At 65.4% G+C, this 16,579-nt stretch carries 12 protein-coding genes; 8 read left to right on the forward strand and 4 right to left on the reverse strand.

Translation table 11 applies throughout. The features are described from left to right. Window positions 1-32 precede the first annotated feature (32 nt). From ACWA7K_RS16470 to ACWA7K_RS16500, 7 genes are all read left to right on the forward strand, one after another. Window positions 33-992 (forward strand): M48 family metallopeptidase, encoded by a 960-nt coding sequence (locus ACWA7K_RS16470; protein ID WP_456162485.1) that lies wholly within the window; start codon window positions 33-35, stop codon window positions 990-992. A gap of 191 nt (window positions 993-1,183) precedes the next feature. Then, the gene (locus ACWA7K_RS16475) at window positions 1,184-3,631 is read left to right on the forward strand and encodes an N-6 DNA methylase (RefSeq protein ID WP_456162486.1); all 2,448 of its coding nucleotides are present in this window, start codon (window positions 1,184-1,186) and stop codon (window positions 3,629-3,631) included. A gap of 50 nt (window positions 3,632-3,681) precedes the next feature. Next, window positions 3,682-4,899 (forward strand): restriction endonuclease subunit S, encoded by a 1,218-nt coding sequence (locus ACWA7K_RS16480; protein ID WP_456162487.1) that lies wholly within the window; start codon window positions 3,682-3,684, stop codon window positions 4,897-4,899. An 85-nt stretch (window positions 4,900-4,984) separates the two neighbouring features. Beyond that, window positions 4,985-5,260: a hypothetical protein gene (locus ACWA7K_RS16485; protein ID WP_456162488.1), complete on the forward strand. Its 276-nt coding sequence runs from the start codon at window positions 4,985-4,987 to the stop codon at window positions 5,258-5,260. An 8-nt stretch (window positions 5,261-5,268) separates the two neighbouring features. Further along, complete coding sequence (locus ACWA7K_RS16490) at window positions 5,269-6,054, forward strand: hypothetical protein (RefSeq protein ID WP_456162489.1); 786 nt, start codon at window positions 5,269-5,271, stop codon at window positions 6,052-6,054. An 88-nt stretch (window positions 6,055-6,142) separates the two neighbouring features. Then, on the forward strand, window positions 6,143-9,277 hold the full coding sequence (locus ACWA7K_RS16495) for a type I restriction endonuclease subunit R (protein ID WP_456162490.1): 3,135 nt from the start codon (window positions 6,143-6,145) through the stop codon (window positions 9,275-9,277). Window positions 9,278-9,280: 3 nt separating this feature from the next. Continuing rightward, window positions 9,281-9,997 carry a M48 family metallopeptidase gene (locus ACWA7K_RS16500; RefSeq protein ID WP_456162491.1) on the forward strand — a complete coding sequence of 239 codons (717 nt, stop codon included), beginning with the start codon at window positions 9,281-9,283 and terminating at the stop codon, window positions 9,995-9,997. Here ACWA7K_RS16500 and ACWA7K_RS16505 read toward each other — a convergent pair. Together ACWA7K_RS16505 and glmS are read right to left on the reverse strand one after the other, a co-directional pair. Next, window positions 9,994-11,241, reverse strand: a complete 1,248-nt coding sequence (locus ACWA7K_RS16505; protein ID WP_456162492.1) for a hypothetical protein — start codon at window positions 11,239-11,241, stop codon at window positions 9,994-9,996. The genes ACWA7K_RS16500 and ACWA7K_RS16505 overlap by 4 nt on opposite strands. Window positions 11,242-11,817: 576 nt before the next feature. Next, the gene (glmS, locus tag ACWA7K_RS16510; protein ID WP_456162493.1) at window positions 11,818-13,683 is read right to left on the reverse strand and encodes a glutamine--fructose-6-phosphate transaminase (isomerizing); all 1,866 of its coding nucleotides are present in this window, start codon (window positions 13,681-13,683) and stop codon (window positions 11,818-11,820) included. A gap of 230 nt (window positions 13,684-13,913) precedes the next feature. Between glmS and ACWA7K_RS16515 the strand changes: the two genes are divergently transcribed. Further along, window positions 13,914-14,408: an Lrp/AsnC family transcriptional regulator gene (locus ACWA7K_RS16515; RefSeq protein ID WP_456162494.1), complete on the forward strand. Its 495-nt coding sequence runs from the start codon at window positions 13,914-13,916 to the stop codon at window positions 14,406-14,408. Between the two features lie 7 nt (window positions 14,409-14,415). On the opposite strand, the gene ACWA7K_RS16520 is transcribed toward ACWA7K_RS16515, so the two are convergent. Together ACWA7K_RS16520 and glmU are read right to left on the reverse strand one after the other, a co-directional pair. Then, window positions 14,416-15,039: a hypothetical protein gene (locus tag ACWA7K_RS16520; protein ID WP_456162495.1), complete on the reverse strand. Its 624-nt coding sequence runs from the start codon at window positions 15,037-15,039 to the stop codon at window positions 14,416-14,418. A gap of 48 nt (window positions 15,040-15,087) precedes the next feature. Further along, complete coding sequence (gene glmU / locus ACWA7K_RS16525) at window positions 15,088-16,488, reverse strand: bifunctional UDP-N-acetylglucosamine diphosphorylase/glucosamine-1-phosphate N-acetyltransferase GlmU (RefSeq protein ID WP_456162496.1); 1,401 nt, start codon at window positions 16,486-16,488, stop codon at window positions 15,088-15,090. Window positions 16,489-16,579: the final 91 nt, after the last annotated feature.

Here is a 16,579-nt window from a genome sequence, read left to right on the forward strand (position 1 = left end):
ACCGGCGCGTCGCAGCCCGTTCGGACACCGCAATGCCCCAGCTTGAACTGCCGCTGTTCGAGCTTGATGAGCTGCTTCCGACACACGCTGCCGCCGGCACCTCCGCCGTCACCCCGCCGCCCGTGCCCGTCACCCCCGCCAGCCCGCCGATGTCGCTGCGCGTGGCCGACACCCCGCAAGGCGAATCGGCCCTGTGGCGTCACCCGCGCGGCAACCGCGAGATCCGGCTCGGCGGCCAGACCGTCTCCTACGAGCTCAAGCGCGCGCGCCGCCGCACCATCGGTTTCGTCATCGGCGCCGAAGGCCTGGTCGTCAGCGCGCCGCGCTGGGTCGGCCAACCCGAGATCGACGCCGCGCTGCAGAGCAAGACCCGCTGGGTGCTGCGCAAGCTGGCCGACCAGCACGAGCGCATCGAACGCATCGCCGCCGCCCGCGTCAGCTGGCGCGACGGCACCAGCCTGCCCTACCTCGGCGAGCCGCTGCTGATCGTGCTGGACGCCCGCGTCGCCGGCGCCGAACTGCGCGACGGCCGCAGCCAGCAAGCCTGCGCCGACGGCATCGCCGCGCCCAGCCCGCAGGCCGGCCTGGACGGCATGGCGCAGCGCACGCTGCACATCGGCCTGCCGCAAAGCGCCGACGCGACCCAGATCCGCGACGCCGTGCAAAGCTGGCTGCAACGCCAGGCCATCGCCCTGTTCGAGACCCGCTGCCGCCACTACGCCGCCCAGCTCGGCGTGCGCGTCACCCGCTTGCGCCTGAGCTCCGCCCAGACCCGCTGGGGCAGCGCCAGCGCCGACGGCACCGTGCGGCTGAACTGGCGCCTGATCCACTTCAGCCTCGCCAGCATCGACTACGTGGTCGCCCACGAACTCGCCCACCTGCGCGAGATGAACCACAGCGCCGCCTTCTGGGACGTGGTCCGCTCGGTCATGCCCGACTACGAAAGCCGGCGCGGGCAGCTCAAGGATGGGCAGGTGCCGGTGTTTGACTGACGGGCTCCCGTCAGGACAGCGGATTCGCCGCCAGCCACGCCGATTCGGCGTTGTTCCACAGCCGCGTGCGGGTGCCGGGGCCTGGTGGTTCGCCCACGTCACCACACGTCCCGGGCAAGGCTGGCGAGGTATCCCAGGCGTTTGAGAAGATGCGGGCCGCCATCCCAACCGGCACGCCCTGACCACGACACATGACGATCAAGAAGTCCGACCTCTATTCCAAGCTCTGGGCATCGTGCGACGAACTGCGCGGCGGCATGGACGCCAGCCAGTACAAGGACTACGTGCTGGTCCTGTTGTTCATCAAGTACGTCAGCGACAAGTACGCCGGCCAGCCCTTCGCGCCCATCCAGATCCCTGCGGGCGCCAGCTTCGCGGACATGGTGGCGCTCAAGGGCAGGAGCGACATCGGCGACCAGATCAACAAGCGCATCGTCCGCCCGCTGGAAGAGGCGAACCGCCTGCGCATCAAGGCCGACTTCAACGACGACGCACTGCTCGGCCAGGGCAAGGAGAAGGTCGACAAGCTGACCAACCTGATCGGCATCTTCGAATCGCGGGACCTGGACTTCTCGAAGCACCGCGCCGATGGCGACGACATCCTGGGCGACGCCTACGAGTACCTGATGCGCCACTTCGCCACCGAGAGTGGCAAGAGCAAGGGCCAGTTCTACACGCCGGCCGAGGTCAGCCGCGTGATGGCCCAGGTGCTGGGCATCGCCAAAGCCAGAACCAGCCCCGACACCACCGTGTACGACCCGACCTGCGGCTCGGGCTCGCTGCTGCTGAAGGTGGCCGAGGCCGCGCCCACGCCGGTCAGCGTCTACGGCCAGGAGAAGGAAGAGGTCACGAGCGGCCTGGCCCGCATGAACATGATCCTGCACCACAACCCCGGCGCGGTGATCGAGCAGGGCAACACGCTGGCCGACCCCAAGTTCCTGGACGGCGGCCAGCTCAAGACCTTCGACTACGTGGTGGCCAACCCGCCGTTCTCCGACAAGCGCTGGAGCAACGGCCTGGTGGGCGACGCCTACGGCCGCTTCGACGGCTTCGGCACGCCGCCCGACAAGCAGGGCGACTACGCCTATCTGCTGCACATCATCCGCTCGCTCAAGAGCACCGGCCGGGCCGCCTGCATCCTGCCGCACGGCGTGCTGTTCCGCGGCCATGCCGAGGCCGAGATCCGCAAGAGCCTGGTGCGGCGCGGCCTCATCCTGGCCATCATCGGCCTGCCGGCCAACCTGTTCTACGGCACCGGCATCCCGGCCTGCATCCTCGTCATCGACAAGGCCGGTGCGGCTGCGCGCAAGGGCATCTTCATGATCGACGCCGCCCAGGGCTACATGAAGGACGGCCCCAAGAACCGGCTGCGCGAGCGCGACATCCACCGCATCGTCGACGCCTTCACCACGCTGGACGGCAGCGATCCGCGTTACGCCCGCATGGTGGGGTTCGATGAGATCGAGAAGAACGACTTCAACCTCAACCTGCCGCGCTACATCGACAGCAGCACGCCGGAAGACCAGCAGGACATCGATGCCCACCTCAACGGCGGCATCCCCGAGGCCGACGTGCAGGCGCTCGGCCGCTACTGGGCCGTCTGCCCGCAGCTGCGCGCCGCCCTCTTCAAGCCCCGGCGGCCCGGCTACCTGGACCTGGCCGTGGCACCGGCCGCCATCAAGTCCACCATTCACCAGCACCCGGAGTTCCAGGCCTACATGGCCGCCATGAACGCGCACTTCGACCAATGGCGCGCGCCAGCGGCGGCGCGGCTCAAGTCGCTGGACAAGGGCGGGTTCCATCCGAAGGACCTGATCCGGGGTGCCGAAGGTCTGCTGGACCACTACGAGCACCAGCCGACCGCTGCGGGCGGGGCCGCCAGGCTGATCGACCCCTATGCCGTCTACCAGCACCTGATGGACTACTGGGCCCAGACCCTGCAGGACGACGCCTACCTGATCGCCGAAGACGGCTGGAAGGCCACGCCCTACCGCGTGCTGGAGACCAGGAAGAACAAGGACGGCTCTTCGGGCAAGACGGTCGAAAAGGGCTGGGCCTGCGACCTGGTGCCCAAGTCCCTGCTGGTGCAGCACCACTTTGCCGCCGACCAGGCCGAGCTGGACCGCCTGTCCGCCGAGCTGGAAGGCACGCTGGCGACGCAGACCGAGCTGGAGGAAGAACACGGCGGAGACGACGCCGTGTTCGGCGGCTTCGACAAGATCAACGACAAGGAAGTGAAGTCCCGCATCAAGGAGATCGGGGGCGATGCTGCCGCCGACGCAGATTCGGCCGATGAACTGGCCGTGTTGAAGCAGTGGCTGGCCTTGTCAGAGCGGGCCAGCAGCCTGAAGAAGCGCATCAAGACCCTGGACGCCGAACTCGACACCCAGGCCCTGGCCCGCTACGCCACGCTGACTCCCGACGAGGTGAAGGCGCTGGTCGTGGACCACAAATGGATGGCCGCATTGGGTGCGGCCGTGCACGGCGAACTGGACCGCGTGAGCCAGGCGCTGACCGGGCGGGTGAAGGAACTGGCCGACCGCTACGGCCAAACAATGCCGGAACTGGCGCAACAGGCGGACGACCTGGAGGCCCGGGTGGCGGGGCATTTGGCGAGGATGGGGTTTGTATGGGAATAGGCTCGACAGCCGTGAAGGCAATACTTCCGGTTGGTTGGCGACAGGCTCGCGTGATCGACATCGCGGCGAAGCGAGCGAATGCCACAGTAGGCGGCCCGTTTGGGTCGGATCTAGTTGCCAAGGACTATGTCGATTCTGGAGTGCCCGTCATTCGCGGGCAGAATATGGGGCAGCGCTTTGTCTCAGGGGAGTTCGCTTTCGTCACCTCAGCGAAAGCCAGAGCATTGCAGGCGAACGTTGCCAAGCCCTCAGACCTCGTATTTACACAACGAGGAACCTTGGGTCAAGTGGCCCTAGTACCGGCCGCCCCATATGAGGAGTACCTGATTTCGCAGAGTCAGATGAAACTGACCGTTGATTTCAAAGTCGCAGCTCCGGGGTATATCTACCAGTACTTCGCAAGTGCGCTAGGCCAGAAGCAAATTCTTAATAGTGCGATTCAAACCGGTGTACCACACACGAACCTCGGCATATTGCGGAGCTACGCAATTCCACTGCCGCGAAGGTTGGCAGAGCAAGAAGCGATTGCATCAGCCCTCACCGACGCAGACGCCCTGATCGACTCACTGGAGCAACTGCTGACCAAGAAGCGCCAGGTCAAGCAAGGGGCCATGCAGGAGTTGCTGACTGGGAGGCGGAGGTTGCTTCAGGGCGAGGCAGCTTGGCGTCGAACGCCGCTTGGCAGCCTGGGCAAATGGTCGGGAGGCATGACTCCATCGATGGCAAGGATCGATTATTGGTCTCCTGCACAAGTGCCATGGCTTTCTTCTGGAGACCTGAAGACGACTCAACTTTCCGAGTCTGCAAAGTTCGTATCGAAGGCCGCCGTCAGGGATGGAGCGACAACGGTCGTGCCTGCAAAGTCGGTTGTTTTCGTGATGAGAAGCGGCATCCTCCGCAAGTATTTGCCGGTCGGCATCACGCTCAATCCGATGGCGATAAACCAAGATCTGAAGGCGATTCAGCCGACCACGGAAGTCGCCGCTGAGTTCCTCCTACATGCCTTGGCGTATTGGGGGGAGCGCATCTTGGCGACCTGCTTGAAGGCTGGCACCACGGTCGAGAGTCTCGAACCCCGCTGGCTCAAGGCGTTCACGATTGAACTGCCATCGCTGTTGGAACAAATGGCGATCGCTGGTGTGCTATCCGACATCGACACCGAAATCACCGCCCTCGAATCCCGCCTCACCAAAGCCCGCGCCCTCAAGCATGCGATGGCTCAGGCGCTGTTGACCGGGCGGATACGACTGGTGGAGCCTGCCGAGTGAACCCGCTCGACGAAGGCTGGATCCGGGTGTGCCGTAGCAGAATCGGCGCCTGTTCGCCTCTCTCACCATGACCGGAGCGCCCACCATGCCTCGCATCCCTGTTCTGGACGAAGCATCCATGCAGTCCGCCGAGTCGCAGATTCCGCAGTTGGCCCATCGGGCCGGGCTGGCGGCGCACCGGCGTGCGGTGAGCAGCCATGTCACCACCCTGGTCATGAAGGCCCCCAGCGGCGACCTGGTGGCGCGCCAGAGCAGCGGTCTGGAGGTGGTCCTCAAGAAGCTGCCCGCCGCCACGCCCGTGCGCGCGGGCACGGTGCTCAAGCGGGCTGCCCAGCGCGCCGCCAAGACCGGCGGACGGTGAAGGCAGCGGTGGCCGCCGCACAGCCTCGTCTGCGTGTGTTCGCCGGACCGAACGGGTCGGGCAAGAGCACCATCCACGAGATCTTGAAACCCGAGTGGATCGGCGTCTACGTCAACGCCGACGAGATCGAGAAACAGCTGCGCCACACCGGTTCGCTGGACTTGAACAGCCTTGAACTGACGGCAACGGCTGACGTGCTGCAAGCACGCATCCGCACGCATCTGGCGGCCTCGGAACTGTTGGCCAAGCACGGGTTGTCGCAGGTGGCCCAGGCCGTGTCCGTCAGCCCGGATCGCCACTTGCACCTGCCGCCGGAATCGGCCAATTCCTATGTGGCCGCAGTGCTGGCCGACGCCCTGCGCCGCGCCTTGCTGGCCCAGGGCAGCACCTTCACGTTCGAGACGGTGATGTCGTCGCGCGACAAGATCGACTTCATGCGCGAGGCTCAGTCGCTCGGCTACCGGACCTACCTGTACTTCGTCGCCACGGACGACCCCGAGATCAACATCTCGCGGGTGCAGCTGCGGGTCAGCCAGGGTGGCCATGACGTGCCCGAAGACCTGATCCGCTCACGCTACGTGCGCTCGATCGGCCTGCTGGACGATGCCTGCGCGGCCGCCAATCGGGCCTACATCTTCGACAACTCGGGCGACGCGCACCAATGCATCGCAGAGGTTCGAGACGGCTCGGAAATGACCGTGCAGGTGGACGCGCTCCCGGCCTGGTTCACGGGCACCACGCTGTGGCGATCATTCAACTCGGGCGACGATCTGCCCCCTGACGAGCCAGGGTAGGCCGGGCATCGCCACACGTCGGACAGGTAGCCCGCAAGCCCGGTACAGGGCACGGATCGACCCCACAACTGCGCCCAGGGAGGGCGGCATGAGCGACAGCATCACCAAGCCAGAACGCGCCACGCAGGAGCGCGTCATCGCACTGTTCGTCCAAGGACTGGGCTACCGCTACCTGGGCGACTGGTCAGCACGCGAGGGCAACCACTGCATCGAGGACGTGCTTCTGACGGCCCATCTGGCAGGCCAGGGCTACAGCCCCGTGCACATCAGCGCGGCCCTGCACCGGCTGCGCGCCGAGGCCCTGCTGCACGGGCGCACGCTCCATGCCGCCAACCAGGCCGTGTACCAGCTGCTGCGCTACGGCGTGTCGGTGAAGGTGGCCGCGGGCGAGGTGAGCGAGACCGTTCATCTGGTGAACTGGGACCAGCCCGCCAGCAACGACTTCGCGATCGCCGAAGAGGTGACGCTCAAGGGCGGCGGCATGTCGGGACATGAGCGCCGGCCCGACATCGTGCTGTACCTCAACGGCATCGCGGTGGGCGTGCTGGAGCTCAAGAACAGCCGGGTGGGCCTGGGCGAGGGCATCCGCCAGTGCCTGTCCAACCAGCAGCCGGAGTTCAACGACTGGTTCTTCAGCACCCTGCAGCTGGTGCTGGCCGGCAACGACTCGGAAGGCCTGCGCTACGGAACCATCGGAACGCAGGAGAAGTACTTCCTGACCTGGAAGGAAGACGAGGCCGACAACGCCGGCTACAAGCTCGACAAGTACCTCGTCAAGCTGTGCGGCAAGCAGCGCCTGCTGGAGTTGATGCACGACTTCGTGCTGTTCGACGGCGGCGTGAAGAAGCTGCCTCGTGTGCACCAGTACTTCGGCATCAAGGCCGCACAGACGCATGTGCAGCAGCGGCGCGGCGGCATCATCTGGCACACCCAGGGGGCGGGCAAGAGCATCCTGATGGTGCTGCTGGCCCGGTGGATCCTGGAGAACAGGCCCGCCGCGCGCGTGGCCATCATCACCGACCGGGATGAGCTGGACCGGCAGATCGCGCGTGTCTTCCAGGATGCCGGCGAAACCATCCACCGCAGCCAGAGCGGCCGTGACCTCATGGCGCAGCTGGCACAACCCCATCCGCGCCTGCTGTGCTCGCTGGTTCACAAGTTCGGCCGTCGGGGAGTTGCCGCCGGTGAGGACGACTTCGAGGCCTTCCTGCGTGATCTGGCCGCGCAGCCCAGCCGGACGCAGGGCGAGATCGTCGTCTTCGTGGACGAATGCCACCGCACCCAGGGCGGCAAGCTGCACCGGCTGATGAAGGCCATGATGCCCAACGCGGTGTTCATCGGCTTCACCGGCACGCCGCTGCTCAAGAGCGATGCCCAGACCAGCCTGGAGGTGTTCGGCGGCTACATCCACACCTACAAGTTCGCCGAAGCGGTGGAAGACAAGGTGGTGCTCGATCTCGTCTACGAAGCCCGGGACATCGACCAGAAGCTGGGCAACACCCAACAGATCGATCAGTGGTTCGAGGCCAAGACCAGGGGCCTGAACGACTGGCAGAGGGACGAGCTGAAGAAGCAATGGGGCACGATGCAGAACGTGCTCAGCTCGCGCGCCCGCATGGACCGGGTGGTCGCCGACATCGTGTTCGACTTCGCCGTGAAACCACGCCTGTCGAGCGAGCGCGGCAACGCCATCCTGGTGGCCTCCAGCATCTACGAGGCCTGCAAGTACTTCGTGCTGTTTCGCAAGACGGTGTTCAAGGGACGCTGTGCGGTGGTCACGTCCTACAACCCGCAGGCCTCGGACGTCAGCAAGGAAGAGACCGGCGCCAACTCCGACACCGACAAGCAGTTCATCTTCAACACCTACACCGAGCTGCTGAAGGACGTGGTGCCCGAGCCCGGCAAGACCAGGACCGAGACCTACGAGCAACTGGCGAAAGACCGCTTCATCAAGGCCCCCGCGCAGATGAAGCTGCTGATCGTGGTGGACAAGCTGCTGACCGGCTTTGACGCCCCGCCCTGCACCTACCTCTACATCGACAAGTCCATGCAGGACCACGGCCTGTTCCAGGCCATCTGCCGCACCAACCGGCTGGACGGCGATGACAAGGACTTCGGCTACATCGTCGACTACAAGGACCTGTTCAAGAAGGTCGAGAAGGCCATCGCCGTCTACACCGCCGAGCTGGACCACAGCGCCGCCGGCGGCGACCCGGAGATCCTGGTGAAGGACCGGCTGGAGGCCGGCCGCGAACGCCTGGACGATGCCGTGGAGGCCTTGGCCCTGCTGTGCGAGCCGGTGCAGCCGCCCAAGGGTGACCTGGAGCACATCCGCTACTTCTGCGGCAACACCGAGATCGCCGACGACCTGAAGGCGCGCGAGCCGCACCGCGTGGCGCTCTACAAGGCCGTGGTGGCCCTGGTTCGCGCCCATGCCAACCTGGCCGACGAGCTGGAGGCGGCCGGCTACACGCCCGCCCAGATCGATCACCTGAAGGCACTGCAGGCGCACTACCTGAACCTGCGCGAGATCATCCGCAAGGCGTCCGGCGAGACGCTGGACCTGAAGCCCTACGAGGCGGACATGCGCCACCTCATCGACACCTACATCGAAGCCCAGGCACCGCGCAAGATTTCGCCGTTCGACGGCATCGGCCTGCTGGACCTGATCGTCAAGACCGGCATCGCCGACGCGATCGCCGAGCGACTGGCCGACATGAAGGGCAACCAGGAGTCGATTGCCGAGACGATCGAGAACAACGTCCGCAGCAAGATCCTGAAGGAGCAGCTGACCGACCCGGCCTACTTCGCACAGATGTCGGCGCTGCTCGACGAGATCATCCGCCTGCGCAAGGAAAAGGCGATCGAGTACGAGGACTACCTCGCCCGCATCGCCGACGTGGTCAGGAAGGCGAGCGCCGGCAAGTCCGACGACATGCCGATGCAGTTGAAGTCGGACGGCCAGCGGGCGCTGTACAACAACCTGAAGGACCATGTCTCCACCGACACGGCACAGGAGCCCGCCGCACCCTACGCCGGCAGGACAGTGGCGCTGGAAACGGCGCTGAAGCTGGACGCCACCATCAAGGCCAGAAGACCCGACGGCTGGCGCGGTGTGGTCGCCAAGGAGCAGATGGTCAAGCAGGCCATGTTCGACGTGCTGCAGGACATCCAGGAAGTGAACCGCCTCTACCCCATCGTCTTCGCGCAGAAGGAGTACTGAACCATGCGCGACATGCTCGACCTGGGCGAGCTGCACGCGGAGGTCACCCGCAAGGCGATCAAGCACGTGCACCTGAGCGTGCTGCCACCGGCGGGCAAGGTCCGCGTGGCCGCGCCCCAGTCCATGCCGCTGGACACGATCCGCCTGTTCGTCGTGTCCAAGCTGGGCTGGATCCGCTCACAGCAGCGCAAGCTGCAGGCCCAGGAGCGCGAGACGCCGCGCGAGTTCCTGAACAAGGAAAGTCACTACCTGTGGGGCAAGCGCTACCTGCTGGAAATCATCCATGCCGACGCCGCCCCCATGGTCAGCCTGAGCCCCCGCAAGCTGCACCTGCAGGTGCGCCCGGATGCCGATCAGGCCCGTTGCGAAGAGGTTCTGGACGCCTGGTATCGGCAACAGGTGCGCGATGCCATGCCCGCACTGCTCGACAAGTGGCAGCCCCTGCTGGGCGTGACCGCCCACCGCGTCTTCGTGCAACGCATGAAGACCAAGTGGGGCAACTGCACGCCCGAGTCAGGCCACATCCGGCTCAACACCGACCTGGCCAAGAAGCCACCGGAATGCCTGGAGTACATCGTGGTGCATGAGCTGGTCCATCTGCTGGAGCCGACGCACAACGCACGGTTCTTGGCGTTGATGGATTTGTATTTGCCGCATTGGCAGCAGTTGAGGAGGCGACTTAATGGGTTGCCTGTGAGGCATGAGGAGTGGGGGTATTAAATCCCTGATTCCTCAACCACGAAATCGTTACTACCACGGCGGAATCCCGCCAACTTAGAAGATTGGTCTACAAAATAATCGTGAACAAATGAGACGATTTCAATACGATCGTCATAGATGATATGCAGCTGGTTGCTGTAGTGCTCAGACCTTGGGAACACACGCCAATGGACAGGCTCACCCATTATGACTTCAAACCGACCATCACTCCGAATAACAACCAATCTGTCATCGAATTCCAAAACCGTTCCGAAAGGCGCAGTACCTGTTGCAATTACCGATCCGGGATCGAAGTCTAGCGACACCCTCCCGTGCTGAGAAAACTGCGTAGTATCGTGTAGACTGCTGGCTTTAGCCTTCGATCTTCTCGCGGGCATGTGCGCGTAATTCGTGACCTCAAGACCGGTTGAGGTAATGCGGTACATTTTCTCCCTACAGCCCCAAACAAGACCTTTTGACCCCTCCGGATCGAAGAGAGAGTCTTGAAAGATTTCTTGCGCATTGACGATGCGATCGAATACCCTAGAAAACCTCTTGCTCGAAGGGTCCTTTTCTTGTCGGAAGCTTGCCAAGAATGCGCTTTGAACAGTCCAACCCATTACGCTTTGGAAAGCCCAATCACACGAACTGCATGGCCGGCCTACAAGGCGTCGTTCGTTGTCAAGCACATTTGACTCGGATTTTTTGAAGGCGAACTCAAAGAGTCCATCGTCACCAGCTGCCGCAGCGACTGCGGTGAAGTGATCCGAAGCTTTTACCTGGAGGATCTTTGCGTCGTGGTGCTTCTGGACTTTTTTTCCGAACGGCCGTCCAGCACCTACGCCACTCCTGGGAGCCGAAAAAAGCCCTGAGTTGCCCGCTGCGAATATATTGTTGTAGTAAACGTCGGTATCGGTGGGAAGAAAATCAAAGGGCGTATCCTCGACTTTCCAATTGTCACCCCAATCTCGACGAGCAGCCTGAAGACTCAATCCTGCCAACTGGGAGAGTTGCGCCTTGATTGGCACTTCTATCTGGGGGTCGCATAAGATCTTTCTTACCTTCTGATTGTAAAAAAGATCACTATCCGAGAATGCAACACGGATCGCCGTTTGAACGGACGGATTTTTGTCGGCTATTGAATCGACGACGCCACGCCAATCGATACGATGAACTGCGCCATCCGCGTCGAAAAGAAGCATTTCTCCCGAGTAAATCTGGGAATCCCAGTAGACACCGTCAATAGTGAGTTTCACAGGCTGCATCGCTTACCCCTGTGAATCTTAGCCATGGTCGGTCGACTAATAAAACCGGAGTTATGCCAAGCCTGCAAGACTGGCGCATCCGGCTTATCAAAGGGGGACAACCAGTGCGCAACAGGATAACCATGCCAGTTACCCACGGCATCACCCACAAATTTCGCAATCTGCAATGGATATTGATCGGGCAATGGCGAAACGCCCAACTTCACAGGCACCTGCGTGGGAGCGTGAAGCCCCCAATAAAAACCACAGCATGTCCACCCATTGGCTTCAGCGGTCTGATAGCAGACATGCTCGTCGTTTACAGCAATAGACCACTGTGACTTTACGGTAGCAAACGCAGCACTTCTGTGTTGCGGGTGCGGCGTGTATGGCATTTCACCCCCTCGGTAAGTCCGCCACGTCCATCTCAAGCTCTAAGACTCGATTGGTTATTCTCGCTCAGCTTTGGCGACACATCAAACACGTCCGGCGCGGCCGACCTTCAACCACGTCTATAACTTCATTGCGGCGTCTACGACTCTATTGCGCTGTCTACGACTTTATTGGCACGGAACACTCACGCCCCTCCCGCCCCCCTCACTCCACCGTCACCGACTTCGCCAGATTCCGCGGCTTGTCCACGTCCGTGCCGCGTGCGCAGGCCGTGTGGTAGGCCAGCAACTGCAGCGGGACGACGTGGAGGATGGGGCTGAGGGCGCCGTAGTGTTCGGGCATGCGGATGACGTGGACGCCGCTCTCGCTCTCGATGCGGGTGTCGCCGTCGGCGAAGACGTAGAGCTGGCCGCCGCGAGCGCGGACTTCCTGCATGTTGCTCTTGAGCTTTTCCAGCAGCGCGTCGTTAGGGGCCACCGTCACCACCGGCATCGCGCTGGTGACGAGGGCCAGCGGGCCGTGCTTGAGTTCGCCGGCGGGGTAGGCCTCGGCGTGGATGTAGCTGATTTCCTTGAGCTTGAGCGCGCCTTCCAGCGCGATCGGGTAGTGCAGGCCGCGGCCCAGGAACAGCGCGTTTTCCTTGCTGGCGAAGTCCTCGGCCCAGGCGATGACCTGCGGCTCCAGCGCCAGCACGGCCTGCAGCGCGACGGGCAGGTGGCGCATGGCCTTGAGGTGGTCGGCTTCCTGGTCGGCGCTCAGGTGGCCGCGCACCTTGGCCAGCGTCAGCGTCAGCAGGAACAGGCCGGCCAGCTGGGTCGTGAAGGCCTTGGTCGAGGCCACGCCGATCTCGGCGCCGGCGCGGGTGATGTAGGCCAGCTTGCACTCGCGCACCATCGCGCTGGTGCTGACGTTGCACACCGTCAGGGTGTTCGTCATGCCCAGGCTGCGGGCGTGCTTGAGGGCGGCCAGCGTGTCGGCCGTCTCGCCGCTCTGGCTGATGGTGACGATCAGCGTGCGCGGGTCGGGCACGCTGTCGCGGTAGCGGTATTCGCTGGCGATCTCGACCTGGGCGGGGATCTTGGCGATCGACTCCAGCCAGTACTTGGCGGTCATGCCGCTGTAGGAGCTGGTGCCGCAGGCCAGGATCAGCACCTTGTCGACGGCGGCGAAGACCTCCGCCGCGCCGTCGCCGAACAGCTCGGGCGTGATGCCCTCGATGCCTTCGAGCGTGTCGCCGATGGCGCGCGGCTGCTCGAAGATCTCCTTCTGCATGTAGTGGCGGTACGGGCCCAGCTCGGCCGCGCCGCTGTGGGCGTGCACGGTCTTGACCGGACGCTCGACGCGGCTGCGCGCCGCGCCGGCCTCGCCCTTGGCGGTGATCCAGTACTTGCCCTGCTGCAGGTCGACGACGTCGCCCTCTTCGAGGTAGACGATCTGGTCGGTCACGCCGGCCAGCGCCATGGCGTCGGAGGCGAGGAAGTTCTCGCCCTGGCCCACGCCCAGCACCAGCGGCGAGCCTTCGCGGGCGCCGATCACGCGCAGCGGCTCGTCGCGGCAGAACACGGCGATGGCGTAGGCGCCCTTGAGGTGGGCGATGGCGCGCTCGACCGCGTCGAACAGGTCGCCGTCGTAGAGGGAATCGACCAGGTGGGCGATGACCTCCGTGTCGGTCTGGCTGGTGAACTCGTAGCCGCGCGCCTTCAGGTCGGCACGCAGCTCGTCGTGGTTCTCGATGATGCCGTTGTGGACCAGCGCGATGCGCCCGGCCTTGGCCGACTTGGCCTCGGTGCCGGTGCCGTGGCTGAAGTGCGGGTGGGCGTTGTGCACCGCCGGCACGCCGTGGGTGGCCCAGCGGGTGTGGGCGATGCCGACCAGACCTTCGACGCCGTCGACCGCGACCATCTCGTTGAGCTCGGCCACGCGCGAGGTGCTGCGCGCCCGGCGCAGTTCGCCGCCCTGGTGGACGGCCACGCCGCAGGAGTCATAGCCCCGGTATTCGAGCCGCTGCAGGCCCTGGATCAGGATGGGGACGATGTTGCGTTGACTGACCGCGCCGACGATGCCGCACATGGAGGGGAATCCTTGTTCAGGTTGCAGGGTGGACTGCCGAAAACCCGGATGGCTGGCAGCGATGGCGCGATCCTAGCGATCGGGCCAAGAAATGAATCGCCATAATTCACGGTTCTTCGCAACAATAGATCAACAGCTTGTATCGTCGAAATAAATGCTCGACGAATCGATTCTTCTTGATCAATGATTGCACCGTGACGCCCACCCGCCCTCAAGAATCTGCCACCACCGTGACATCGGCCACGCCCGCCGAGCCGCTGGCGCTGGACACCATCGACCTGCGCCTGCTGGACGCGCTGCAGCGCGACGCGTCGCGCTCGAACCAGGCGCTGGCCGAGGCGATCCATGTCTCGCCGGCGACCAGCCTGCGACGTCAGCGTCGGCTGGAAGAGGCCGGCGTGATCGAGCGGACCGTCGCGGTGCTGTCGCCCGAGGCGCTGGGGCACGGGCTGACCGCGATCGTCGAGATCACGCTGGACGTGCAGGGCGCCGAACGCATCGCCGCCTTCGAGGCCCGCGCCGCCGCCGATGCCGGCGTGCAGCAGTGCTACCGCACCAGCGGCGGGCCGGACTTCGTGCTGATCGTGCAGGTGGCCGACATGGCGGCCTACCAGGCGCTGGCGCAGCGCCTGTTCAACAGCGACGCGAACGTGCGCAACGTGCGCTGCTTCTTCAGCGTCCACCGCGCCAAGGCCAGCCTGGCGGTCAGCCTGCCGGCCGCCTGACGGCGACTCAACCGAGCAGCCAGGCCAGCACCGCGATCGCGGTCAGGCCGACCACGATCGACACGCCCTTGTGGACGCGCGCGCTGTGCATCCAGGCGACCCAGCCGGAGCTGCCGGCCGCCGACGTCAGCGTGTGCCGGTGCTCGGCCAGCCAGCGGTCGTAGACGGCGCGCCGCACCGGGTCGGACAAGACGTCATGCGCCAGCTCGCGTTGCCGCGCCCGGACCTGCGGCGTTTCCAGCGCCGAGCCTTGCGGCCACGGCAGGGCGTTCAGCGTGGCCGCGCGCAGGGCCGTGTGGCCTTCTGCATCGCTGCCGGGCGGGCGCAGGCGCTGCCAGGCGGCGGCGATCTCGGCGGCGCTGGCCGTCTCGGTGACGCCCAGGCGGGCGTAGTGCGTCGGCGTGACCAGCGCGGCCGGGAACGGCAACAGGGCATCGTCACCGCCACCGCGTTCGGCCAGCACCGCGACGTCGACGCGGTCGACCTCCGGTGGCGCCGACGCTGCCGGATGCGGCACCGGCCGGCGCACCGGCGCACCCGGCGGACGCTCGCCGGTCTCGCTGCGGGGACGCGCCGGCTCGGCCGGACGGGCCGGCGCGACGCGGTTGACGGGATCGATGCCCAGGGTCATGTCCGGTGAGGTCGTGGGGTCGATGAACTGGCCGACGCCAGGCGCCGGTCAGGCCTTCTTCTGCTTGACCGGACGCTTCCAGCCGGCCAGCGCGACCTGCTTGCCGCGGCCGATCGCCAGCGCGCCGGCTTCGACGTCCTTGGTGATGGTCGAGCCGCCACCGATCGTCGCACCGGCGCCCAGCGTCACCGGCGCGACCAGCACGCAGTTGCTGCCGACGTGCACGTCCGCGCCGATGGTCGTGCGGTGCTTGTTGGCGCCGTCGTAGTTGGCGGTGATGCTGCCGGCGCCGTAGTTGACACGCTCGCCGACCGTCGCGTCGCCCAGGTAGGCCAGGTGATTGGCCTTGGCGCCGTCGGCCAGCGTGCTGTTCTTGACCTCGACGAAGTTGCCGATGTGGACCTCGCGGCCCAGCGTCGCGCCCGGGCGCAGCCGCGCGAACGGCCCGACCAGCGCGCCTTCGCCGACCTGCACGCCGGCCGCTTCGCCGTCGATGTGGGTGAAGGGGTGGATGACCGCGCCGGCGGCGATGCGGGCGTTGCGGATGACGCAGTTGGCGCCGATCTGGACCTCGTCGCCGAGTTCGACCGAGCCCTCGAAGACGCAGTTGACGTCGATGGCGACGTCGCGGCCGGTCTTCAGCGTGCCGCGCAGGTCGAAGCGGGCCGGATCCATCAGGCGCACGCCGGCTTCCATCAGCGTGTCGGCCTGCTGGCGCTGGAAGCGCCGTTCCAGTTCGGACAGCTGCAGCGGGCTGTTGACGCCCAGCACCTCGGTTTCGCTGGTGGCCTGGGCGGCGACGACCGGCACGCCGTCGGCGGCGGCCATCGCGACGATGTCGGTCAGGTAGTACTCACCTTGCGCGTTGTCGTTGCGCAGCGCGGCCAGCCAGCGCTTCAGGTGGGCGGTGGGCACGGCCATCATGCCGGTGTAGCCCTCGGTGATCGCGCGCTGTTCGGCGCTGGCGTCCTTGTGTTCGACGATGGCGAGCACCCGCTCACGGTCGGCGGCGTCGCGCACGATGCGGCCGTAGCCGGTCGGGTCGGCCAGCACGACGGTCAGCAGTGCCAGGCGCTCGCCGGCGCAGGCGGCGACCAGCGCGCGGGCGGTCTCGGCGCGCACCAGCGGCACGTCGCCGTTGAGGATCAGCGTGGTGCCGCTGTCGGCCAGTTCGGGCACGGCCTGCTGCACGGCGTGGCCGGTGCCGAGCTGCGGCTCCTGGCGCACGAAGGCCAGCGGCGCCTCGGGCAGCGCGGCGCGCATGGCCGTCTCGACCTGCTCGGCGCCGTGGCCGGTGATGGTGATGAGGCGATCGGCACCCAGGCCGGCACCCATCGCGAGGACATGCTGCAATAGGGGTCGCCCCGCCAGCGGGTGCAGCACCTTCGGGCGCGCCGACTTCATCCGTGTGCCTTTGCCGGCAGCCATGATCACGACTTCGAGCCTCATGCGTCCTTCCTGTTGCTGCGGTGCGATCCGCGAATCTCGCATTATCAGGACGCTGCGGCGCCTGACCGGGGGGTGGGCGGGTCACGGACCG

The organism is Leptothrix mechoopdaensis (SeqCode), from assembly GCF_053893855.1.

Excerpts from the sequence above, each read along its gene's own strand:
- ACWA7K_RS16470 (WP_456162485.1), top strand. The coding sequence starts at position 33 with ATGCCCCAGCTTGAACTGCCGCTGTTCGAGCTTGATGAGCTGCTTCCG.
- ACWA7K_RS16475 (WP_456162486.1), top strand. The coding sequence starts at position 1,184 with ATGACGATCAAGAAGTCCGACCTCTATTCCAAGCTCTGGGCATCGTGC.
- ACWA7K_RS16485 (WP_456162488.1), top strand. The coding sequence starts at position 4,985 with ATGCCTCGCATCCCTGTTCTGGACGAAGCATCCATGCAGTCCGCCGAG.
- ACWA7K_RS16495 (WP_456162490.1), top strand. The coding sequence starts at position 6,143 with ATGAGCGACAGCATCACCAAGCCAGAACGCGCCACGCAGGAGCGCGTC.
- ACWA7K_RS16500 (WP_456162491.1), top strand. The coding sequence starts at position 9,281 with ATGCGCGACATGCTCGACCTGGGCGAGCTGCACGCGGAGGTCACCCGC.
- ACWA7K_RS16505 (WP_456162492.1), bottom strand. The coding sequence starts at position 11,241 with ATGCAGCCTGTGAAACTCACTATTGACGGTGTCTACTGGGATTCCCAG.
- glmS (WP_456162493.1), bottom strand. The coding sequence starts at position 13,683 with ATGTGCGGCATCGTCGGCGCGGTCAGTCAACGCAACATCGTCCCCATC.
- ACWA7K_RS16520 (WP_456162495.1), bottom strand. The coding sequence starts at position 15,039 with ATGACCCTGGGCATCGATCCCGTCAACCGCGTCGCGCCGGCCCGTCCG.
- glmU (WP_456162496.1), bottom strand. The coding sequence starts at position 16,488 with ATGAGGCTCGAAGTCGTGATCATGGCTGCCGGCAAAGGCACACGGATG.